17 protein-coding genes and 1 tRNA gene are annotated in these 22,093 nt (G+C 61.6%); 11 read left to right on the top strand and 7 right to left on the bottom strand.

The window, feature by feature from the left end:
- Positions 1–35: 35 nt before the first annotated feature.
- Positions 36–740, bottom strand: a complete 705-nt coding sequence (pgl, locus tag M8997_RS16165) for a 6-phosphogluconolactonase (RefSeq protein ID WP_250015273.1) — start codon at positions 738–740, stop codon at positions 36–38.
- A gap of 10 nt (positions 741–750) precedes the next feature.
- Positions 751–2,223, bottom strand: a complete 1,473-nt coding sequence (gene zwf / locus M8997_RS16160; RefSeq protein ID WP_250015272.1) for a glucose-6-phosphate dehydrogenase — start codon at positions 2,221–2,223, stop codon at positions 751–753.
- Between the two features lie 279 nt (positions 2,224–2,502).
- Between zwf and M8997_RS16155 the strand changes: the two genes are divergently transcribed.
- The 4 genes from M8997_RS16155 to M8997_RS16140 all read left to right on the top strand — a co-directional run bounded on the left by M8997_RS16155 (position 2,503) and on the right by M8997_RS16140 (position 7,065).
- The gene (locus tag M8997_RS16155) at positions 2,503–3,252 is read left to right on the top strand and encodes an SDR family oxidoreductase (RefSeq protein WP_250015270.1); all 750 of its coding nucleotides are present in this window, start codon (positions 2,503–2,505) and stop codon (positions 3,250–3,252) included.
- 95 nt (positions 3,253–3,347) lie between these two features.
- The gene (locus M8997_RS16150; protein ID WP_250015268.1) at positions 3,348–4,190 is read left to right on the top strand and encodes an oxidoreductase; all 843 of its coding nucleotides are present in this window, start codon (positions 3,348–3,350) and stop codon (positions 4,188–4,190) included.
- Between the two features lie 100 nt (positions 4,191–4,290).
- Positions 4,291–5,727, top strand: coding sequence for a glutamine synthetase family protein (locus tag M8997_RS16145; protein WP_250015266.1), 1,437 nt, complete (start codon positions 4,291–4,293; stop codon positions 5,725–5,727).
- Between the two features lie 51 nt (positions 5,728–5,778).
- Entirely contained in the window at positions 5,779–7,065 is a 1,287-nt protein-coding gene (locus tag M8997_RS16140) for an FAD-binding oxidoreductase (RefSeq protein ID WP_250015265.1), read from the top strand.
- 4 nt (positions 7,066–7,069) lie between these two features.
- Here the strand turns inward: M8997_RS16140 and M8997_RS16135 are convergent, their stop codons facing one another.
- The 3 genes from M8997_RS16135 to aceA all read right to left on the bottom strand — a co-directional run bounded on the left by M8997_RS16135 (position 7,070) and on the right by aceA (position 9,902).
- Positions 7,070–8,194 carry a beta-ketoacyl-ACP synthase III gene (locus tag M8997_RS16135; protein ID WP_250015264.1) on the bottom strand — a complete coding sequence of 375 codons (1,125 nt, stop codon included), beginning with the start codon at positions 8,192–8,194 and terminating at the stop codon, positions 7,070–7,072.
- A gap of 169 nt (positions 8,195–8,363) precedes the next feature.
- On the bottom strand, positions 8,364–8,597 hold the full coding sequence (locus M8997_RS16130; RefSeq protein WP_250015263.1) for a hypothetical protein: 234 nt from the start codon (positions 8,595–8,597) through the stop codon (positions 8,364–8,366).
- Positions 8,598–8,612: 15 nt separating this feature from the next.
- On the bottom strand, positions 8,613–9,902 hold the full coding sequence (gene aceA / locus M8997_RS16125) for an isocitrate lyase (RefSeq protein ID WP_250015262.1): 1,290 nt from the start codon (positions 9,900–9,902) through the stop codon (positions 8,613–8,615).
- A gap of 235 nt (positions 9,903–10,137) precedes the next feature.
- Here aceA and M8997_RS16120 point away from each other — a divergent pair, with 235 nt between their 5' ends.
- The 5 genes from M8997_RS16120 (at position 10,138) to M8997_RS16100 (ending at position 15,960) form a co-directional block, all read left to right on the top strand.
- Positions 10,138–11,577, top strand: a complete 1,440-nt coding sequence (locus tag M8997_RS16120; protein WP_250015261.1) for a short-chain fatty acyl-CoA regulator family protein — start codon at positions 10,138–10,140, stop codon at positions 11,575–11,577.
- 217 nt (positions 11,578–11,794) lie between these two features.
- Positions 11,795–12,880, top strand: a complete 1,086-nt coding sequence (locus M8997_RS16115) for a polyamine ABC transporter substrate-binding protein (RefSeq protein WP_250015467.1) — start codon at positions 11,795–11,797, stop codon at positions 12,878–12,880.
- A 185-nt stretch (positions 12,881–13,065) separates the two neighbouring features.
- Positions 13,066–14,211 (top strand): ABC transporter ATP-binding protein, encoded by a 1,146-nt coding sequence (locus M8997_RS16110; RefSeq protein WP_250015260.1) that lies wholly within the window; start codon positions 13,066–13,068, stop codon positions 14,209–14,211.
- Between the two features lie 11 nt (positions 14,212–14,222).
- Positions 14,223–15,131 carry an ABC transporter permease subunit gene (locus tag M8997_RS16105; RefSeq protein WP_250015258.1) on the top strand — a complete coding sequence of 303 codons (909 nt, stop codon included), beginning with the start codon at positions 14,223–14,225 and terminating at the stop codon, positions 15,129–15,131.
- A 1-nt stretch (position 15,132) separates the two neighbouring features.
- Positions 15,133–15,960 (top strand): ABC transporter permease, encoded by an 828-nt coding sequence (locus M8997_RS16100; protein ID WP_250015256.1) that lies wholly within the window; start codon positions 15,133–15,135, stop codon positions 15,958–15,960.
- Positions 15,961–15,986: 26 nt separating this feature from the next.
- Here M8997_RS16100 and M8997_RS16095 read toward each other — a convergent pair whose 3' ends face one another.
- Both M8997_RS16095 and M8997_RS16090 read right to left on the bottom strand, forming a co-directional pair.
- Positions 15,987–17,867 (bottom strand): AsmA-like C-terminal region-containing protein, encoded by a 1,881-nt coding sequence (locus tag M8997_RS16095; protein ID WP_250015254.1) that lies wholly within the window; start codon positions 17,865–17,867, stop codon positions 15,987–15,989.
- Positions 17,868–18,033: 166 nt separating this feature from the next.
- Positions 18,034–21,042 (bottom strand): PAS domain S-box protein, encoded by a 3,009-nt coding sequence (locus M8997_RS16090; protein WP_250015251.1) that lies wholly within the window; start codon positions 21,040–21,042, stop codon positions 18,034–18,036.
- A gap of 286 nt (positions 21,043–21,328) precedes the next feature.
- On the opposite strand from M8997_RS16090, the gene M8997_RS16085 reads away from it, so the two are divergent.
- Both M8997_RS16085 and M8997_RS16080 read left to right on the top strand, forming a co-directional pair.
- Positions 21,329–21,781 (top strand): phasin, encoded by a 453-nt coding sequence (locus tag M8997_RS16085; protein WP_250015249.1) that lies wholly within the window; start codon positions 21,329–21,331, stop codon positions 21,779–21,781.
- A 219-nt stretch (positions 21,782–22,000) separates the two neighbouring features.
- Positions 22,001–22,077, top strand: a tRNA-His gene (locus M8997_RS16080).
- Positions 22,078–22,093: the final 16 nt, after the last annotated feature.

Here is a 22,093-nt window from a genome sequence, read left to right as displayed (position 1 = left end):
GTTGGGAGCATTCCGGGCATTCACGCTGCTGGCGCCTATGGCGCCCAGAAAATTTCGAGATTGACGGGCTCGTGCCGCAAAACCGCGCGAATGGGCATCTCTTCCGTTCTGCCTTCGCCCAGCGCCCGATCCAGCGTCTTCATCTTCCCGTCGCCCTCGATATGCAGAACGACAAGCCCGGCGCTGACGATCAGCGGCAGCGTCAGTGTCAGCCGCGGCTCTTCCGCACCGCTCGCCTGCATCGGCAGCACCGGCGCTTGCTGGTCCGCTGCGATCGCATCCGCCAGCCGGTCGCCGCCGGGAAAGAACGAAGCCGTGTGGCCGTCATTGCCCATGCCGAGGATCACGACGTCGAACGGCCGCCTGATCCGGCCTATGGCTTCCGCCGCGGCTTTCGCGCCGGCGGCAATATCGGCTGCGGGATTGTAGAGGCCAACGAAACCAGCCTGCGCCGCCCTGTTCTGCAGCAATGTATCACTGACGAGCTTCTGATTCGACCGGTCGCTGTCCGGAGCGACAAATCGCTCATCGACCAGCGTCACCGTGACCTTGCTCCAGGGGACGTCCTTCTCGGACAGCCTGCGGAAGAAACGCGCCGGGGTGGAGCCGCCCGATACGGCGATGACGGCCTCGCCATGGTCCCTGCAGGCGGCGATCAGCCGGTCCGCGACGGAAACCGCCAGGGCATCTGCCAGCGCATCGCCATCGGAAAAGCTCTTCAATCGCGGATCGCTCGTCATCGGTCTCGTCTCACTCCGGTTCATGCCAGGTGCGGCTGTCGCGCTCGATCAGGGCGATCGACGCGGACGGCCCCCATGTGCCGGCCGTATAGGTGGCCGGCGGCTGTTCCGTTTCCGCCCAGGCCTTGAGGATCGGGTCGATCCAGCGCCATGCGGCGACGACTTCGTCCCGGCGCATGAACAGGGTCTGGTTGCCGCGCACCACGTCCATCAGCAGCCGTTCATAGGCATCGGGATTGCGCACCTTGAACGACTCGGCAAAGCTCATGTCGAGCGGCACATGGCGCAGCCGCATTCCACCCGGGCCCGGGTCCTTGATCATCATCCACTGCTTCACGCCTTCATCCGGTTGCAGGCGGATCACCAGCTGGTTCGCGACGACGCGGCCGGCGCTCTCGCCGAATATCGAATGGGGGATCGGCTTGAACGAAACCACGATCTCCGACGCGCGGGTGCCAAGACGCTTGCCGGTGCGCAAATAGAAGGGCACGCCAGCCCAGCGCCAATTGGCGATTTCGGCCTTTATGGCGACGAAAGTCTCGGTATTGCTGGCGCTTCCGAGCTCATCCAGATAGCCTTTCACCGCACCGCCTGCCGAGGCGCCGGCGCGATACTGGCCGCGCACGGTAAGAACATCCGCATTGGTGGAATTGATCGGGCTGAGCGAGCGAAGCACCTTCAGCTTCTCGTCGCGCACCGCATCCGCATCCATCGATGCGGGCGGCTCCATCGCCACGAGGCAGAGCAACTGCATGATATGGTTCTGCACCATGTCACGAAGCGCCCCCGCCTTGTCGTAATAGCCGGCGCGGCCCTCGAGGCCCACCGACTCCGCCACGGTTATCTGCACATGGTCGATATGGGCCGAATTCCACAGCGGCTCGTAGAACGCATTGGCAAAGCGCAGCGCCATGAGGTTCTGCACCGTTTCCTTGCCGAGATAGTGATCGATGCGGAAAATCTGCTGCTCGTTGAACACGTGACCGATCGTATCGTTGAGCGCGATGGCGGATTCGAGGTCGCGGCCGATCGGCTTTTCGACGATGATGCGCGTATTGTCGGTCACGAGCTTGTAGCTCTTCAGGCGGCTCGCAATATCGCCGAAGAGCGAGGGGCTGACGGCCAGATAGAACGCACGAATACGCTTATTGTCATTGCCGATCGCCGCCTTCAGCTCTTCCCAGCCATTTTCGGAAGTGGCATCGACAGCGACATAGGACAGGCGCTTGATGAATTGATCCACCTGCTGCTTGTCATACTCGTCGGCCTTGACGAATTCCTTGATCGCCGCCTGCGCGAACTTGCGATACTCCTCGTCCGACATCGGCGTGCGCGATGCCCCGATGATGCGGGTCGGCTCCGAGAGCTGGCCGTCGCGCTGGCGCTGGTAGAGGGCCGGGATGAGCTTGCGCTCGGCTAGATCGCCGGTGCCGCCGAACACGATGCAATCGAAAGGGTCGACCGGAATAATCTGACTAGTCATGGATAGGTCTCGCTATGCCTGATTTACGTTGCCGAATGCCGCGCTCCGCCACGCGGCCTATATAATCTAATCGATTTAAAATGACCAGACCCGAATTGGTCTCCTGCGTCAAAATGGATTTGCTTCATTCACCATTCCGTCTACGATTCGAGCGATCATGGTGGCGATGGTACAGAACCAGCCCCGCAGGACAAGCGCATTCGTGCCGGCCGCCATGGGAACGTTTTAGCGCTGCACGATAAAGGTTCAGTGTCAGAAAGCATGAAGGAGACAGGAAAAATGACCCGGCTGGCAGGAAAAACCGCGATCATAACCGGCGCGGCCTCCGGATTTGGCGAGGCCATGGCGCGGCGTTTCGCGGAGGAGGGTGCCAGTGTCGTGGTGGCGGACCGCAATCTGCTCGGCGCCGAGACGGTCGCCGGCGACCTTGGCGGGAAGGCGCTTGCCGTTCACGCCGATGTGACGCGCAAGGACGATATCGACACCATGGTCGAAGCGGCGATGCAGCGCTTCGGCCAGATCGACATCCTCGTCAACAATGCCGGCTTCTCGCACCGCAACGGCTCGATGCTCGGCGTCGACGAGGAGACCTTCGATCTCATAGGCGCCGTGAACATGAAATCGATCTACTATTCGACCCAGGCCGTCGTGCCGATCATGGAGCGGCAGGGAAGCGGCAATATCATCAATATCGCCTCGACCGCCGGCCTGCGTCCGCGGCCCGGCCTCGCCTGGTACAGCGCCTCCAAGGGTTGGGTGATCAATGTGACCAAATCGATGGGCGTGGAACTCGCCCCGAAGGGCATCCGCGTCAATTGCCTTTGCCCGGCCGTCGGCGAAACGCCGATGCTTGGTCTCTTCCTCGGCGAGGATACGCCGGAGCGCCGGGCGCAGTTCAAGGCGTCGATCCCGCTCGGCCGCTTTGCCATGCCGCAGGATGTGGCAAATGCGGCGCTATACCTTGCTTCCGACGAAGCTTCCTACGTGACCGGCGTGGCGATGGAGGTCGATGGCGGCCGCTGCATCTGAGCCCCCGCCATTCTTGAATAGCGCGCTCCGTGGTCTACATTGAGGTCGTAGCTCCTTACCCCCACCCCTTGGGCACCAGGCTAAAGGAAATTCCCATGACTTCAAAACCCGTATGGTTCATCACGGGCTGCTCGACCGGCTTTGGCCGGGAGCTTGCCCTCCACACGCTTTCGCTCGGCTACCCGACGGTGGTAACCGCGCGCAACCCGGCGCAGGTCGAGGATATTGCCGCAAGGCACGGCGAAAACGCCCTCGTTCTCAAACTCGATGTCACCAATCCCGACGAGGTCCGGGCTGCCGTCAGGCAGGCGGAAGAGCGTTTCGGCCGCATCGACGTGCTCGTCAACAATGCCGGAATCGGCTATTTCGGCTCGCTGGAGGAAAGCGACATCGCTGAAGCCCGCAAGATGTTCGACATCAATGTCTGGGGCCTCATGGACATGACCCGCGCGGTGCTGCCGCTCATGCGCAGGCAGCGCTCCGGGACCGTCGTCAATATTTCATCGATCGGCGGGCTCCGCGGCTTTCCGGCCGTCGGCTTCTACAATGGCACCAAATTCGCCGTCGAGGGGCTGTCGGAATCCTTGTCGAAGGAAGTCGCGCATCTGGGCATCAAGGTGCTGATCGTCGAACCGAGCGGTTTCCGCACGGATTGGGCGGGGCGCTCGGCAAATGAAGCGCCCCAGACCATCGAGGACTACAAGGCGTCCGCCGGCGAGCGCATGAAGGCGTTGCGCGAACAGAGCGGCAACCAGCCGGGTGATCCGGTGCGGGCGGCGCAGGCGATCGTCAAGGCCGTGGAGGCGGACAAGCCGCCGCTGCGCCTGTTGCTGGGCAAGATGGCGTTCGATGGAGCGCATGAGAAGATCGCCGAGATGCAGCGTGACTTCGAGGCATGGGCGGAAACCAGCGTCGGAGCCGACGCGCCGAAGGCCTGATCCGCGCGGGCGGCGAACATGCACAATTTTCGCCGCCCCGCCTCCCATCGGCCCGGAATATGCGCTATCATCCTGTCACCGCAATAAAAACTGGTGATTGATGCCTTCCCAAACTCCTGACAAGAAGCCCCTGCGCACTCCGGCAGTTCGGCGGCGCACGCCCGCCTATGTCAAGGCAACACGCGGTGTAAGGAACTGGCGCGAGGCCGCCGAATGGCTGGCCTGGCGGGATATCGAGGACATCGAGTGCATCACGCCCGACCAGGCGGGCGTTGCGCGCGGCAAGATGATGCCGTCGAAGAAATTCACCTCAAACACCTCGCTCGCCCTGCCGTCGGCGGTGTTCATGGCGACGATTTCCGGCTCCTATCCGGAGGATGGCCACGGTTTCGCCTATCCGGAAGATGATGGCGATCTGAAGCTCATGCCCGACCTGTCGACGCTGTCGGTCGTGCCCTGGGAGAGCGATCCGACGGCGCAGGTGATCTGCGACCTCGTCAACAAGGAGGGCCAGGCGGTCGAGTTTACCCCGCGCAACGTGCTGAAGCGCGTCGTCGCGGCCTATAACAGGAAGGGCCTGAAACCCGTCGTCGCGCCCGAGATCGAATTCTACCTGGTGCGCAAGAATCCCGACCCCGATTATCCGTTGACGCCGCCCGTCGGCCGCTCCGGACGCGCCATCGGCGGCGGGCAGGGCTATTCGATCGCGGGCGTCAACGAATTCGACGAACTGATCGACGACATCTACCACTTCTCCGAAAGCCAGGGCCTCGAGATCGATACACTGATCCACGAGGAGGGCGCGGCGCAGCTCGAGATCAACCTGCGCCATGGCGATCCGATCGAACTCGCCGACCAGGTTTTCCTGTTCAAGCGGACGATCCGCGAGGCGGCCCTCAAGCACGACATGTATGCGACCTTCATGGCCAAGCCCATCCAGGGCCAGCCGGGATCGGCCATGCACATCCACCAGTCGATCGTCGAGAAGAAGACCGGCCGCAATGTGTTCTCCAATGCCGACGGCTCCGAGAGCGAAGCGTTCCGCCACTTCATCGGCGGCATGCAGAAACATGTGCCCTCGGCGCTCGTCATGTTCGCGCCTTATGTGAACTCCTATCGGCGCCTGACACCGGCGGCTTCGGCCCCGGTCAACGTCAAATGGGGTTATGACAACCGCACCACCGCCTTTCGCGTCCCACGTTCGGACCCGGCGGCGCGGCGCGTCGAAAACCGTATCCCGTCGTCCGATGCCAACCCCTATCTGGCACTGGCGGCATCGCTTGCCTGCGGCCTGATCGGCATGGAAAACCGCATCGAGCCGGATGCGCCGGCTTCCATCACCGTCAATGACAGCCTGATAGAACTGCCGCGCGGACTGATCGAGGCGACGCTGCTGTTCGAACAGGACAGCGACCTGCTCGCCGTCCTCGGTCAATCCTTCGCCACGACCTACGCGGCGATCAAACGGGCGGAATTCGAGACGTTCATGGAGGTCATCAGCCCCTGGGAACGCGAATTCCTGCTGCTGAACGTCTGACCGTTCCAGACGCATGACGCCGCGCCGGAAATTGAGACAGAAGTTTTGACCATGCCCTATCAGTCACCGATCTCCCCTGGCGTCTCATGGTATGAAGCGACAATCGCCGACCGGCCGCGCTATCCGAGCCTGGACGGGTCGCGCCGGGCGGATGTCGTGATTGTCGGTGGCGGCTTTACCGGTCTTTCCGCGGCGGTGCATCTTGCCGAGGCCGGCGCCGATGTGGTCCTGCTCGAGGCCCATCGCGTCGGCGATGGCGCGTCGGGCCGCAATGGCGGCCAGCTCGGCACCGGCCAGCGCGCCTGGGCGGAGGAACTTGAAGCGCAATATGGGCTGACCCGCGCCCGGATGCTGTTCGATCTGGCGGAAGAGGCCAAGGCGCATCTGCTCGAATTCGCGCAAAGCCGGTCGATCGACATCGAATATGTGCCGGGCCAGATGTCGGTGGTGCACAAGCCGCGCTATCTGAAACATTACCGCGCGCACGCCGAAATCATGGCCGAGCAGTTCGGCTATCGCCATATTCATTACATGGACGCGGACGAAACGGCGCGCAGGCTCGGATCGACACGCTATCTCGGCGGTCTCTATGATGCCAATACGGGCCATATCCAGCCGATGAAGCTGGTCATCGGTACCGCGCGGGCGGCAGCAGCCGCGGGCGCGGCCATCCACGAGGAGACGCCGGTCACGAACATAGTGTCAGGGCCGGCGGGCGTGACGGTCGAGACCGGCTACGGCACGGTGACCGCCGACAAATGCCTGCTCGCCGTCAATGCCCATGGCGGCAAGCTCGAACCGGTCAGCGCAGCGCATGTCATGCCCATCCGTTCCTTTATCGGCGCGACGGTGCCGCTGGGTGACGATAGTCCGGTGCTGCCGGGCGGCGAGAGCGTCGACGATTCCCGCTTTGTCGTACGCTATTTCCGCCGGGCGAAGGACGGCCGGCTGCTTTTCGGCGGCCGCGAGGCCTATACCGCCGACAATCCGCGCGACATCAGCACGCATATCCGCCGCCAGATCGCCGAGATCTACCCGCAGCTCGCCGATGTCGAGATGACCGAGGCCTGGGGCGGCTCCGTCGGGATAACCATGCCGCGGCAGCCCTTCGTCCGCGAAGTCATGCCCAATGTGATCTCCGCAGGCGGATATTCCGGCCATGGCGTGATGCTGTCCAATTTCGTCGGCAAGCTCTACGCGGAGACGGTGGCCGGCAATCGCGATCGGCTGAAACTGTTCGAAGAGTTGAAGGTCCCGGCTTTCCCGGGCGGACGGACATTCCGCGCGCCGCTGCTGTTCCTGGCTCTGAGCTGGTACGCCCTGATGGACCGGATCTAGTGGATCAGACTTTCCGCAGGATGACGCTTCCCGCCGAATAGCCGGCGCCGAACGAGCAGATGACGCCGATGCTGCCATTGGCCAGGTCGTCGGAATATTTCGAGAAGGCGATGATGGAGCCCGCCGACGACGTATTGGCATAGTCCTGCAGGATGTTCGGCTGCTCGCCCGGTTCCGGCTGCCGTCCGAGCACCTTGACGCCGATCAGGTCGTTCATTCCCTTATTGGCCTGGTGCAGCCAAAGCCGGGAAAGATGCGCCGGTGCGATGTTCTCGTCGGCGAGATGGGTCAGGATCAGATCCGCGACCATCGGCACGACCTGCTTGAAGACCTTGCGGCCCTCCTGGCGGAACAGCATGTCGCGCCGGTCCGTCATATGTCCCTCGCGCGTGCGGCGGAGGAAGCCGTTATTGTTGCGGATATTGTTGGAGAACTGCGTGATGCAGCGGGTGGACAGGATCTCGAAGCTGCCTTGCGCTTCGGCGAGATCGGCGCGCTCCAGCAGCAATGCGGTACAGACGTCGCCGAAAATGAAATGGCAATCGCGGTCGCGCCATTCGAGATGTGCCGAGCAGATCTCGGGGTTCACGATCAGGATCGCTCGCGCCGAGCCGGAACGGATCATGTCGGCCGCAGCCTGTATGGCGAAGGTCGCCGAGGAGCAGGCGACATTCATGTCGAAGCCGAACCCGCCGATCCCGAGCGCCTGCTGGACCTCGATGGCGATGGCCGGATAGGCGCGCTCATGGTTGGAGGCGGCGCAGATGACCGCATCGACCTGTGCCGGAACCCGCCCGGCGCGCTTGAGAGCAATGCCGGCGGCGGACAGGGCCATTTCCGCCATCACCGAAAGTTCCTCGTCGCTGCGTTCCGGCAGGACCGGATGCATGATCTGCGGATCGAGAATGCCTCTTTTGTCGAGGACGTGGCGCCGCTCGATACCCGAGGCTCGCACGATGAAATCCTCGTCGGACATGGCGATGGCCTCGCGGGTACCGGCGGCGATTTCGTCGGCGTAGCGCCGGTTCTCGTTTTCCGCGTAGCTGTTGAAAGCCTTCACCAGTTCCGCATTGCTGATGGTTTGTTCGGGCGTGAATACGCCTGTACCGCTGATGACGACCTTGTGCATGGCGTTTTCCGGATTTGATGCCTTTGCCAAGCGATAGAGCAAAGAACGGGCAAAGGGAACCCGTGCGCGGACAGCAAACGCAGGCACAGGCAAAACCGCCCGCGATTGCTCGCGGGCGGTTCAGTGCGTCGTGGCTGGCCCAGACCGAACCAGAGAAGGCGACGCCGCACTATTGCCTTGTAACGACCACCGGTATTAGCAGGTCTCCCCAGTTGCCATCGCCGCCATGGTGACGGGCCGAGCGGACGAGTTCGACGGAAACGCCGGCATCGACGGCCTTCATCACGGACTGGTTCAGCCGGTGCAGATCATTCGCCACCATGCGGATGACAGCCTGCTGGTCGGTATTCATAAGCGAGGCCTGTTCTTCGGCCCGTTCCTTTACGCGTGTCTGCGGTGCCATGATCGTGTACCTCCTTTACTCGGCTGCCGGACGGAATTGTGCGGTTTCGGTCGATTCCTTCATTGCTGTCGTGGAAGATTGTCCTCCGGTTATGGCCATCGAGACCGCATCGAAATAGCCCGTGCCGACTTCCCGCTGATGTTTGGTCGCGGTGTAGCCATTGGCTTCCGCCGCAAATTCCGCCTCCTGGAGCTCCGAATAGGCCGACATCTGCCTGTCCTTGTAGCCTCGCGCCAGCTCGAACATGCCGAAGTTGAGCTGATGGAAGCCCGCCAGCGTGATGAACTGGAACTTGTAGCCCATCGCCCCGAGCTCGCGCTGGAACTTGGCGATCGTCGCCTCGTCCAGATGCTTCTTCCAGTTGAAGGAAGGCGAGCAATTATAGGCAAGGAGCTTGTTCGGGTGTGCCTTGCGCACGCCCTCGGCGAAACGCCGTGCCTGTTCGAGATCCGGCTTCGAGGTCTCGCACCAGATCAGGTCCGCGTGCGGAGCATAGGCGATGGCCCGCGCAATGCAGGGTTCGATGCCGTTCCTGACCTGGTAGAAGCCCTCCGTCGTCCTGCCGGCATCGTAATCGACGAATGGCCGGTCGCGCTCGTCAATATCCGAAGTCAGAAGCTTGGCCGCCTCGGCATCGGTGCGCGCGATGACCAGCGTCGGCGTTCCCATGACGTCCGCTGCCAGCCGCGCCGCGTTGAGGTTGCGGATATGGGCCGCGGTCGGAATGAGAACCTTGCCGCCGAGATGCCCGCACTTCTTCTCCGATGCGAGCTGGTCCTCATAATGAACGCCTGCCGCGCCCGCCTCGATGAAGGCCTTCATGATCTCGAAGGCGTTCAACGGCCCGCCGAAGCCCGCTTCCGCATCGGCAACGATGGGCGCGAACCATGTGTCGACGGAAAGGCCTTTTCCCTCGGCCGTTTCGATCTGGTCGGCGCGCTGCAAGGTGCGGTTGATCCGCTTGGTCAATTCCGGCGCGGCATTGGCAGGATAGAGCGACTGGTCCGGATACATGGCCGAAGCCGTGTTGGCATCGGCGGCAACCTGCCAGCCGGACAGATAGATCGCCTTCAGGCCCGCCCGTACCATTTGCATCGCCTGATTGCCCGAAAGGGCACCCAGTGCATTGACGAAACCTTCCTCATGGATGAGCTGCCAGAGCCGGTTTGCACCATTCTCCGCCAGCGTGTGCCTGATCTGGACCGAACCGCGCAGGCGTTTCACGTCTTCTGGCGTGTAAGGGCGCTGAATGCCCTCGAAACGGTCTGCGGGCGCACTCGGAACTAGATTGTAAAAATCAGTCATCATTCTCTCCATTCGGATGATTTAGGCTCAGCAAGTCGCAGATCAGCGTCTTGTCGATGTGACTGAATTTACATTGCGCTGCAAAATACCCCTAGGAATATCGCCATTTCACGCGCAAACTTCGGGTCATGCTGTTGTGTATTTGACAGAGCCAGATTGTAAATTTGTAAATTCTGTAATAGGCTGTCGTAGCGGCACACGATGTAAATCTTGTCACAGTCGCGAGAGGGAACCCATGGCGGAAGGCAAGATATTCGCCGGACCGCGCATCCGCAGATTGCGCAATGAACGCGGCCTGACGCAGACCGCCATGGCCGAGGCGCTGGGCATTTCTCCATCCTATCTCAATCTGATCGAGCGCAATCAGCGGCCGCTGACGGTGCAACTGCTGCTGAAGCTTGCGGCAACCTATCGTATCGAGCTTGATACGCTGCAACTCGAGACCGGTTCTTCCATGGCAGCGTTGAAGGAGGTGTTCTCCGATCCGCTGCTGTCCGGGGAACTTCCGGGCGACCAGGAACTGATAGAGATCAGCAATGCCGCGCCAAATGCTGCGGCGGGGGTCATCAAGCTCTACCGGGCCTATCGCGAGCAGCAGGAAAGACTGTCGGACCTTTCCGAACTCCTGGCGCGGGAAGGGCGTGCGCCTTCGCTGTCGGCAACGCGTCTTCCCCTCAATGAAGTGCGCGAGGTGCTTGAGCGGCGTTCCAACCACTTCCCGCGCATCGAGGGCGAAGCCGAAAGCTTCCTCGGCCTGCTGCGCCCGGGAGATGATCTTTCCGGCGCTCTCAAGGCGTGGCTCAAGAGCGAGCATGGTATCTCCGTTCGCATACTCCCGGTTGCGACCATGCCGAACTGGCGTCGCCGCTACGATCGCCATTCGCAGCGCCTGTTCATCTCGGAACGGTTGTCGCCCTTCGATCAACTGCGCGAGATCGCGATGGAGGCGGCGCTGACGCGGATGCAGGTGATCATCGCGGCAGAAGTCGAAGATCTGAAGCTCTCCTCCGACGAAGCGCGGCGGATCGCCCGCTTCGAGCTTGGCCGCTATGCTGCCCATGCGCTGATGATGCCCTGCCAGCCATTCCAGGCTGCTGCCATCCGTACGCGCTACGACATCGACATCCTGCGCGCGCGCTTCAACGTTTCGTTCGAACAGGTCGCCAACCGGCTGACGACCATGCCGGCCCAGGCGGCGATACCGTTCTTCCTGCTCGAGATCGACAATGCCGGCAACCGGCTCCGCCGCGCCGGCGCGCAGGGATTTCCGCTCTCCCGCTTTGGCGGCGAATGCCCGCGGCTGCCTGTGCATGCGGCATTCTCCCAGCCGGGCCAGATCCTGGTCGAGGCGGTCGAAATGCCCGATGGCGCGGAGTTCCTGACGCTCGCCCGCACCCAGGAGGGGCCGCAGGGCGCATTCAATGAGCGGCCGCGACGCACTGCCTTGCTTCTTGGCTGCGACATCGGATTTGCCGATGAAACCGTCTATGGCGCCGTTGCAGGAAGCAGGGGCCAGAATTCGCAGGGCGGCAAGGGTCTGGCTGCGACGCCGGTCGGGCCCGCTTGCCGCCTGTGCGAGCGCGTCGCATGCCTCTCGCGCGCGGAACCGCCCATTACGCGCCCGCTCGGGCTCGATGAGATGGTTTCGGGCCTGAGCGCCTTCGATTTCCAGTAGTCCTGATGGTCCTTGCGACCGCAAAAACGCCCGCTGCGTCGGAATTTCCTGCGCTCGGCGCATCAAGCCAGTTGACGAAGCTGCCGCAATCTAAAAAGGTGGGAAAAGACCGTTGCGCAAAGCAGTCCTGCGTGGGTAATGGGGATACGGCGAAACGTCGATCTGGGGTTTGAACGGCACCTGTCGGATGCCGGCTGAATGGAGACAATAAATGGGAATGAAATCCGCTATTTTGACCGCTGCGCTGGTGCTGGGCCTGGCCGGTTCGGCGACGGCGCAGGAGCGCGTCGTCAACGTCTATAACTGGTCCGACTATATCGACGCCCAGATATTGACCGATTTCACCAAGGAGACCGGCATCAAGGTCGTCTACGACACCTTCGATTCCAATGAGATCCTCGAGACCAAGCTGCTTGCGGGCGGCACCGGCTACGACGTCGTCGTCCCGACCGCCAATTTCCTGCAGAGGCAGATTGCCGCCGGCGTCTTCCAGAAGCTCGACAAGTCCAAATTGCCGAACCTTTCCAATACCTGGGACGTCATCAACCAGCGCGTCGAAAAATACGATCCCGGCAACCAGTATGCGGTCGATTACATGTGGGGCACCACCGGCCTCGGCTACAATGTCGAAAAGATGAAGGAAATCCTCGGATCGGACGAAAAGCCGACATGGGACGTGCTCTTCAAGCCGGAATTGGCGGCGAAATTCAAGGATTGCGGCATCCATGTTCTCGATTCCGCCTCGGATGTCATGCCGTCTGCGCTTGCCTATCTCGGCCTCAACCCCGACAGCCATGATCCGGACGAACTGGCGAAAGCCGCCGATCTTCTGACGTCGATCCGGCCCTATGTGCGCAAGTTCCATTCTTCCGAATACATCAACGGCCTGGCCAATGGCGACATCTGCCTTGCACTCGGCTATTCGGGCGACATTTTCCAGGCGAGGGACCGTGCCGCCGAAGCAAAGGCCGGCGTGACCGTCGATTACGCGATCCCGGCCCAGGGCGCGCAGATGTGGTTCGACCTGATGGCGGTCCCGGCAGATGCGCCACATGTGGCCGAGGCTCATGAATTCATCAACTACATGATGAAGCCCGAAGTCATCGCCAAGGCATCCAATGTCGTGTTCTACGCCAATGGCAACAAGGCATCTCAGCAGTTCATCGACAAGGAAATCCTGGAGGATCCGGCGATCTACCCGACACCGGAAGTTCTCGAGAAGCTCTTCACCGTCGCACCCTATGATACCAAGGTGCAACGGGTGGTGACGCGCCTGTGGACCAAGGTAGTGACGGGTCAGTAATCTTCTTCAAAGCCCCGGCCCAGCGCCGGGGTTTTCACTGGGACGACCGGAAGCCATACGCAGCCATGCGCGATTGTTCCGGTTGTCACCTTGAAGCAGCGTCGAATGTATAGAGTAATTGTGGTGGCCGGAGCGTCCGCAGGCCTTCTGAAACCAAGCCGCCGGGCTGATAATTGGGATATATCATGAAATCATTGGGTAGTTTTCGCCGCAAATTCGCCCCATGGACCGATCCGCAGGCAACCCCTTTTATCTCTATCGAGAACGTTACCAAGATTTTCGGCAATTTCACTGCCGTCGACGACCTGTCGCTGACCATCTACAATCGTGAATTCTTCGCCCTGCTGGGCGCCTCGGGCTGTGGCAAGTCCACGCTTCTGCGCATGCTTGCGGGCTTCGAGGAGCCGACTTCCGGCCGTATCCTCATCGACGGGCAGGACATGAAAGGCATCCCGCCCTATCGCCGCCCGGTCAACATGATGTTCCAATCCTATGCCCTGTTCCCGCACATGACCGTGGAGGCCAATATCGCCTTCGGCCTGAAGCAGGATGGCATGCCCAAGGGCGATATCGAAACCCGCGTCGCCGAAATGCTCAAGCTGGTCAAGCTGGAGCAGTTCGCCAAGCGCAAGCCGCATCAGCTCTCCGGCGGCCAGCGGCAGCGCGTCGCCCTGGCGCGATGCGTGGCCAAGCGGCCGAAGGTGCTCCTGCTGGATGAGCCGCTCGGCGCGCTCGACAAGAAACTGCGCGAGGAAACGCAGTTCGAACTGATGGACCTGCAATATGAGCTCGGCCTGACCTTCGTCGTGGTGACGCATGATCAGGAGGAGGCCATGACCATGGCCGACCGTATCGCGATCATGGACAAGGGCAAGGTGATGCAGGTGGCGACACCCGCCGAGGTCTATGAGGCGCCGAATTCGAAGTTCGTTGCGGATTTCATCGGCAATGTGAACATGTTCGAGGGCACGGCCACGGCCATCGATGACGGCAAGATCGATATCGACACCGGCGCTGATGATCTGGTGATCCGCACCGATGCCTCGCGCAGCTGCACTATCGGCCAGAAGGTGAATTTCGCGATCCGGCCAGAGAAGATACGCCTGAGCCGCAAGCCACCGGCGGACAAATCCGTCAATGCCGCGCAGGGCGAACTCTATGACATCGCCTATTTCGGCGACATGACGGTGTTCCACGTCAAGCTCGCAAGCGGGCGGATCATCAAGGCGGCAAGCCTCAATGCGGTTCGCACGGTCGAAGACCCGCTCGGCTATGATGATGTGGTCTGGGTAAGCTTCGACACGGATGCCGGCATCGTTTTGACGGCCTGAGGAGAGCCAACGTGCAGAAACTGATAGCCTCCATTTCCAGCCGCCTCGTCATCCTGGTGCCCTATGCCTGGCTGCTGGTGTTCTTCCTGATCCCGTTCATCATCGTCTTCAAGATCTCGCTTTCCGAAGTGGCGATGGCAATCCCGCCCTATGCCCCCGCGATCGATCTCGCCGGCGGCTGGGAGGCGGTCAAGCAGGCATTCGGCCAGTTCTCCTGGGACAATTATGTCTGGCTCACCGAAGACCCGCTTTATTACAAGGCCTATCTGTCGAGCCTGCTGATCGCTGCCGTCTCGACCATATTGACGCTCATCGTCGGCTATCCGATCGCCTATGGCATGGCGCGCGCGCCGGCGACGATCCGCCCGACGCTGCTGATGCTGGTCATTCTGCCGTTCTGGACCAGTTTTCTGATCCGCGTCTATGCCTGGATCGGCATATTGAAGCCGGAAGGGCTGTTGAACCAGTTCCTGCTGTGGGCGAATGTCATCGACACGCCGCTCAATATTCTCAACACCAACACGGCGGTCTTCATCGGCATCGTCTATTCCTATCTGCCGTTCCTGGTCCTGCCGATCTATTCGTCCCTCGAAAAGATGGATTATTCGCTGGTCGAGGCGGCGGAAGACCTTGGCTGCCCGCCGATATCGGCATTCTGGAAGATTACCTTCCCGCTGTCGCTGCCGGGCGTGATCGCAGGTTGTTTCCTCGTATTCATTCCCGCAGTCGGCGAGTTCGTCATTCCGGATCTTCTCGGCGGTTCGTCGACGCTGATGATCGGCAAGACATTGTGGAGCGAATTCTTCAACAACCGCGACTGGCCGGTTTCCTCCGCCGTGGCGGTGGTGCTGTTGCTGCTGCTGGTTGTGCCGATCGTGCTGTTCCAGCGGTCCGAGGCCAAAGCGCAAGGCGAGAGATGAGATGAATACACAATGGTCCCGCTTCAACATCGTATCGCTGGTCCTTGGCTTTGCGTTCCTCTATCTGCCCATCGTCCTGCTGGTGATCTATTCCTTCAATGAGTCGAGGCTGGTCACCGTATGGGCCGGCTTCTCGACGAAATGGTATGTTTCGCTGTTCAGCAATCAGAGCTTCATCGATGCGGCATGGGTGACGATCCGCGTCGGGTTGATTTCAGCCACGGTCGCAACCGTGCTCGGCACGCTGGGGGCGCTCGCTTTGAACCGCTACACCAGGTTTCGCGGCCGGCTGCTCTTCTCCGCGATGATCTATGCGCCGCTGGTCATGCCGGAGGTCATCACCGGCCTGTCATTGCTGCTGCTCTTCGTCGCGATCGGCATGGACAGGGGCATCTGGACGGTGACTTTGGCGCACATCACCTTTTCGATGTGCTTCGTCGCGGTGGTCATCCAGTCACGCCTCGTGAGTTTCGACCGCTCGCTTGAAGAGGCGGCAATGGATCTCGGGGCGACACCTGTAACAACCTTCTTCAAGGTAACGCTGCCGGTCATCCTGCCAGCCGTTGTTTCCGGCTGGATGCTGGCATTCACCCTGTCCCTGGACGATCTGGTCATTTCGAGTTTTACCTCCGGCCCGGGAGCGACCACGCTGCCGATGCGGATATATTCGCAGGTTCGCCTCGGGGTGACGCCGGAGATCAATGCAGCCTGCACCATGCTCATTGCCATCGTCGCCGTCGGAGTGATCATCGCCTCGATCGTCAACAAGCGCCGCGAGGTGCAACGGCTGCGCGACGAGCAGGCAGCGGCACGCAACCTTATTGCCTAGGCTGGTTGCGTCGCGCGCTGGTCCGGCTATTGCGAAACGATCGGTGAGATAAAGGGATTGTCCCAGGAACCGCCGATGAAGAACCGGGTGTGATTGAGCGCAGGTTCCGGCTTCGGCGCGTCGGCCGGCGTACCCTCGGGCGGTTCCGGTGCCGGCACGGGCGCAGCAAAATCGCCGGTGAGGGCAAGGCTCTTGCTCATCAGTGTGACGATCCCGGCAAAGCTGAACGTCCCGGACTTGTTCTCCATGCGGGCGGCATCCAGCGCTGCCACGCCATCGGCGATGTTCGCCTTGATCTCCAGCCGGTCGAACGCCAGCAGCGCGTCCGTCTTCTCGTTGAGGCTGTAGAACCGCTCGGTCTTGGCCTTGCCGAGAAGCCGCTCGACATCGAGGCTGCGAATTTGACCGCTGCCGAAGCGCATGCTGAGCGTGCCCTTGGCGTCGGCGAGGACGGAGGACCACCGGGTAAGCGGGCCTTTCAGAACGAGGGAAACCGAGCCCTTGCCGAGTTCGAAGCGGTTCCCGAGGCCGAGCAGGGCGATGATCGGCGCACTGTTGACGTCGGTGCCGTTGAACCGCATTTCGCCGATGGTCGCGCCGTCGCCTTCGTCTGCAAGCTGAAAGCTTGCCGCCACCGCGCCGCCGAACGCCGCCGCATCGCCGATGTCGAACATGGCGCGGCCGTTTCTGATCTGCGCCGTCGCCGCCACGTCGGAAAGATTGACGCTGCCGGCGGTCGCCTTCTGGGTCGAAACGCGCAGATCGAGATTGAGCTGCTTGAGGAACTCGGTTCCGATCATCCTGTCGCTCTCCGCCGAACCGTTGGGCAGGGGCATGAGACCGGAAAACACCGAGTGAAGGTCGAGCGTCTCGAAAGCCAGCGTGCCGCTGATGCTCGGGGCGTCGCGGTTGAGCACGACCTCGATGACGCCCTTGGCCGGATTGTCGTTCAGCGTCGCCGTCATCCCGTCGAACTTGACCCGCGTACCCGAACCGGCGACGGAGGCATCGAGCGTGAAACTGCCGATGGGAGCACCCGGAATCTCCGCCATGCGCGACCATTCCAGCGTGCGCCGGAGCGAGGGCGAGGTGAGGGAGATGGTGCCTTCGAAGAACTGATCCTTGGCGATATTGGCCGAGCCGTTGAAGGCGAGCGTCAGCGGCGTCGAGCTGAGATTGATCTGGAGCGGGCTGGTTCCGCCGGCGAGGAGCAGGATCGCCTTGGTCGCCGAACTGTCGATCTCCGTTTCCTCGCCATGCCAGATCGCCTTGCCCTGAAAGCTCGCGACGCCGGACGTCTGGGGCCAGTCGAACACCCCGGTAATGCTGGAAATCTGTTCCTCGGTGCCATTGATCGGCCGCTTGAATGTCACCATTGCATCTTCCAGCCGAACCCGGCCGAAAGGCTGAGAGGAGACGGTACTCATGTCGGGCTTGGCGGGATTGGCCTCGATCGCGGCGCGCGCCTCGCGCATGACGTCGCCGATCCGCCCATCGCTGCGGGCGAGGGCGTCGCCGATCTCGGAAAGGCTCTTGATCGGTTCATCGAGAACGAAACGGGGCCGGATCACCCGCGTCTGCGTGAATTCCACATCGCCCATGAGTGCCGAGAGCAATGACAGTTCGACGTCGATCCGCTCCGCCTGCATGAAGGCCGGGCCCTCTTTCTGCCAGGGATTGCGGATCGTCACATCGCCCATCGAGGCGCTGAAGACAGGGAAGAACGAAATATTGGCCGGCTGGCGGGCCTCGACTTCATAGCCCGTCCAATTGCTGATCTCCTGTACGAGCCGGGCACGGATGACTTCCGTGCTGACGAGCGAAGGCAGCGCCACGAGGATACCACCAGCGACGATCGCCATGACAGCGAACGCGACGAGAAGGTTTCTCGGCCTGTACCAGGACATGAGCGTTTCCGATATTGAGTTGCAATGACCGCCGCACAGTCATCGCCATTTTTTTCACTGCTTAACCGTTTAGCGATCATCTGTGGCATTTCAAGCCGTTATAGCAACTTTATGGACAGCCGGCAGCCGTCTGTCATGTAGTGACCGTCCGCGGATGGCCCTGGCTCTATTCGGCGAGGACGCGCGTTGAAGGGAAGCTTATTTCGACCATCGTGCCGCGCCCGGGGCTGGAATCGATGTTGAAGCTGGCACGATTGGCTTCCGCCATCGCCTTCGTCAGCGGCAGGCCGAGACCGGTGCCGCCCGGCCTGACATTGGCCGGAGTGGTGATCTGCTTGTATGGCCGCAATGCCTGCTCGACTTCCTGGCGCGTCATGCCGATGCCCGTATCGCGAACCCGCAGCAGCACGTCGCCGCCCGGCTCATAGCTCGTCGAGACGATGACCTGACCGCCGGGGCCGGTGAACCGGACGGCATTGGACAGAAGATTGAGCGCGATCTGCGTGATGGAGCGATGATCGGCGACGATATCGGGAAGCCGCGACATCAGGCTGGAGCGGATGATGACCCGCTCGCGGTTGGCTTGCGGCTGCATAATAGCCACGGCTTCGGTCAGGACGTCGTTCAGGGGTACGGCCTCGAAATTCATCTCGACCGCGCCGGCCTCGATCTTCGAAATATCGAGGAGATCGTTGACGAGGGACAGGACATGATTGCCCGAACGGCTGATATCGTGCAGGTAATCCCGGTAGCGCTCGCTCCCGATGGGGCCGAATTTCTCATCCGCCATCAGTTCGGAGAAACCGATGATCGCGTTGAGCGGGGTGCGGATTTCATGGCTGATGCGCGCCAGAAATTCGCTTTTCTGTGCCGAGGTCCGCTCGGCTTCCTTCGTGGCGTTGACGAGTTCCTCCTCGGCCCGCTTCCAGTGCGTGATGTCGCGCAGAACGACGCAATATCCCTTGGAGGCATCCAGCCGGCCAATCGTCATGAACAGCGGAATGAACCGCCCGCGGCTTTCCCGCCCGATGACTTCGCGCCCATCATTGAGCAGGCTGGCAACGCCATTGTCGGAAAGGCTGTTGAGATAATCCATCGCGGCGCGCTGGCTTTCGACGGCAAACAGCAGCGAGAAATTCTTGCCGACGATTTCATCCGGCTCATAGGCGAAGAGGGCGGCGGCGGAATGGTTCACCGACCGGATCGAGCCGGACGAATCCAGCAGGATCACGCCGTCGGTCGCCGTGTCGAGTATGGTGGAAAGCTCGTCGATCCTGGTTTGCAGCGACCGGCGCTCCTCTTCGGCAAGCTCGCCGCCTTCCTGATGCGGCGAAAGCGCAAGAAGCAGCGCCCGATGTTCCGTTTCACCGCCTTCGCCGGACCACTGCACGGCCTGGAGATGCGCCTCCACCCGTGACACTGAACCATCGCTGCGCCGAAGCGGCATGCCGCCGATTTCGTGCGGATCGCCATGCCCCTCTGCATTTTCTGCAAAGAGCGCGCTCAGCCCGCCCGCCGCATTGACCGCCTCAGGGCTTTCATGGCCCGTCAGATCGAGCATGGCGCGGTTGGCATAGACGACATTGCCCTCGCGGTGAATCAGGACGGGCAGCGGCAGGGCTGCCAATATGGTCGTATCGACGCCGCGCCGCGCGTGATGACGGATTTCTTCGGCGAAATCCTGTTTCGGCTCCGATGCCGCAGGCTTGGCGAAGCCGGGTCCCACGATTTCAGCATCCGGCACCTCGGGAACGGCATTCTCCGCCGGTGTCGGCTCGGCCAGGACTTCGCGGCGCAGGCGTTCGGCGATCTCGCGGAAGGCATTGCGTTCGGCTTCGTTCAGCCGCCCCTCGTCACGCGGCAGGCGCTGGCCCTTCAGCGTCACCACATTGCTGAGTTCGCCATCGGTGGGCGAGGGCTCCGCAGCCTCGCGGGCAATCTGCTCGAGAGCTGCGGGCTCTTCGACTACCGTCTCGGCAGCGTCCTCCGGCTCAGTCATCAGCGGCGATTGCGCCTGCACGGCTTCGCTCAGGCGGACGATGCCAAAGCCGCGAAACCCGAGGAATTCCCGCTCCCGGGAATAGATGGGGAGGGCTGCGAGTTCCACGGGCACCCGCTTGTCGCCGTTTTCCATGGGCCAGAATACGGTTCGACCCGACCACGTATCGCGGCGCTCCAGCAATTCGGCGACGCGCTCCTTGTCCTCGATCGCGTGCAGCATGCAGATTTCGCGGAAGGTCTTGCCGATGACATCCGCTGCGGCGGGGCCGACAGCCCGGGCGAATTCCGGCGAGATTTCAGTGAACGCGCCATTGGCATCAACCTTCCAGACGAACCGCGCGGTTGGCTCGTTGTGCTGATCGGGCAAGGGCTGGTCTGGTTCGGAAACGGACGCCGCCGGTGGTCCGGCCATATCATCCAGCGGCAGTGAAGCCTGCGACGCGGGCGTGGTCGGAGCTGCCGCTTCGCTGCGCACCGGGTTGCTCTCGGGGCCGGAGGCGTCTGCCTCCACCGCCCTGTCGTCGATGGCGAACAGCAGATGCAGGGCAGGGCTGTCCGTCAGCCGTGCTATTCCGGTCGGGATAGCGCCACGCGGGGTGGAAACCGGCCGCTTGACGAGCCTGTTGCGTTCCAGCCGCACTTCGCGCACCAGATCGGCGAGGCTCTTGTCGCTGAAGCCCAGCCTGGCGAACTGGCGCGTCGAGGCAAGGACTATGCCCTGGCCGTCGATCATGGCGGCATGGGTCGTCTCGTCGCCGAAACCCCTGATGGCGAGGCTGGCATTCTGCGCCATGGACGCATCGCGTTGCCCTTTGGCGATGGAAAGCAGGATGGCGGATTCGCCGCGCGGCAAGGTGAGGTCGCTGGCCTGGAATGTGTGCATGCGGCTCGAAAGGCCGAAATCGAGCCGGAGCGAGACGGTCCGGCCATGGCCGATCGCCGGAAAATTGTCGAGCGCCATCAATTGCCGCCGTGCCTGGACGCCTAGCACGGTCTCGCTGCCCAGAACGTCGTCGACCGACGAATAGCCGAGCGCTGCCGCGCCTTCGCCATTGGCCCAGATGACATTCGCGAGATCGGGCGAGAATACGATCAGCGCGTCGCCATTGGCGAAACGTTCCCGGATCTCATCGAGAACTGCGATATCGATGAACGGATAGGTTCCGGACGCCACTAGCTACTCCACGGCAAACAGACCCCGATGGCTGTTCTTAATAGTTCATTAATAATGATCCGGCGCGCATGCGTCCATGTATGTCGGCTTTTGTGGCAGGTCTTTCTCTGGTTTTAGTTAATCCCGGCGCGCAGTTTTTAACGGTCGGGACGATAAAACAGCCGCCTCGTCGGGCCTCGAATGTTGCAATGCGAGAAAAATGTTGCAATGCACAATAAGGCGCGCTATATTGGGTTCATCAAACAACGCGCAGATCAACGATATCTGCACCAAGGAAGGGCCGATTATGAGCAAGACTGCAAAACAGAATGATGCGTTTGCCATGCCTGCATTTGATGCTTCCACTGTAACCGATCAGGTTCGCGAATTCACCGAGAAGGGCGTTGCCCAGTCGAAGGAAGTTTACGCCAAGCTGAAGGATCAGGCCGAGACGGCACAGAAGACCCTCGAGACCACTTTCGAAACCGCCCAGAGCAATGGCACTGCCATTTCGCTCAAGGCCCTGGCTGCCCTGCGCACCAACACCGAAGCTGGTTTCGCTCACATCGAAGCTCTGCTCGGCGTGAAGTCGTTCGGTGAAGTTATCGAGCTCCAGTCCGCTTTCGTGCGCAAGCAGGCAGAGGCTTTCACCGGTCAGGCCAAGGAATTCCAGGCTGTGGCTTCGAAGGCCGTCGAGGAAATCTCCGCTCCGGTCAAGTCCGCTGTCGAGAAGGCCATCAAGGACGTCAAGGTCGCCTGAGCCGACAAGACAACAGAATCCCCGACGGCACTCCTCCTCCCAGCCGTCCGGGCGCGAGACGGGGTTCCTCCCACTCCAGTCTCGCAATCGTAGAAAAAGGCCGGCTCCTCCCCCGGCCTTTTTTCTTTTTCCGTTCGTTAAAGTGATTTGTTGCAAGAGCATGCTTGCAAAAAGCGTCAATCCTCCGTATGTGACGCGTGTCAAATTTTTGGCTGGTACGCGGTCGTAGCTCAGTTGGTTAGAGCGCAGGATTGTGGCTCCTGAGGTCGGTGGTTCGAGCCCACCCGACCGTACCATTTCCGCAAGCCCCCC

The organism is Phyllobacterium sp. 21LDTY02-6 (assembly GCF_023554255.2).
Classification (GTDB): Bacteria; Pseudomonadota; Alphaproteobacteria; order Rhizobiales; family Rhizobiaceae; genus Phyllobacterium.
This window is presented reverse-complemented; position numbering and strand designations above follow the sequence as displayed.

Coding starts and splice junctions, on each gene's coding strand:
- pgl (WP_250015273.1), bottom strand. CDS start 740: ATGACGAGCGATCCGCGATTGAAGAGCTTTTCCGATGGCGATGCGCTG.
- zwf (WP_250015272.1), bottom strand. CDS start 2,223: ATGACTAGTCAGATTATTCCGGTCGACCCTTTCGATTGCATCGTGTTC.
- M8997_RS16155 (WP_250015270.1), top strand. CDS start 2,503: ATGACCCGGCTGGCAGGAAAAACCGCGATCATAACCGGCGCGGCCTCC.
- M8997_RS16150 (WP_250015268.1), top strand. CDS start 3,348: ATGACTTCAAAACCCGTATGGTTCATCACGGGCTGCTCGACCGGCTTT.
- M8997_RS16145 (WP_250015266.1), top strand. CDS start 4,291: ATGCCTTCCCAAACTCCTGACAAGAAGCCCCTGCGCACTCCGGCAGTT.
- M8997_RS16140 (WP_250015265.1), top strand. CDS start 5,779: ATGCCCTATCAGTCACCGATCTCCCCTGGCGTCTCATGGTATGAAGCG.
- M8997_RS16135 (WP_250015264.1), bottom strand. CDS start 8,194: ATGCACAAGGTCGTCATCAGCGGTACAGGCGTATTCACGCCCGAACAA.
- M8997_RS16130 (WP_250015263.1), bottom strand. CDS start 8,597: ATGGCACCGCAGACACGCGTAAAGGAACGGGCCGAAGAACAGGCCTCG.
- aceA (WP_250015262.1), bottom strand. CDS start 9,902: ATGACTGATTTTTACAATCTAGTTCCGAGTGCGCCCGCAGACCGTTTC.
- M8997_RS16120 (WP_250015261.1), top strand. CDS start 10,138: ATGGCGGAAGGCAAGATATTCGCCGGACCGCGCATCCGCAGATTGCGC.
- M8997_RS16115 (WP_250015467.1), top strand. CDS start 11,795: ATGAAATCCGCTATTTTGACCGCTGCGCTGGTGCTGGGCCTGGCCGGT.
- M8997_RS16110 (WP_250015260.1), top strand. CDS start 13,066: ATGAAATCATTGGGTAGTTTTCGCCGCAAATTCGCCCCATGGACCGAT.
- M8997_RS16100 (WP_250015256.1), top strand. CDS start 15,133: ATGAATACACAATGGTCCCGCTTCAACATCGTATCGCTGGTCCTTGGC.
- M8997_RS16095 (WP_250015254.1), bottom strand. CDS start 17,867: ATGTCCTGGTACAGGCCGAGAAACCTTCTCGTCGCGTTCGCTGTCATG.
- M8997_RS16085 (WP_250015249.1), top strand. CDS start 21,329: ATGAGCAAGACTGCAAAACAGAATGATGCGTTTGCCATGCCTGCATTT.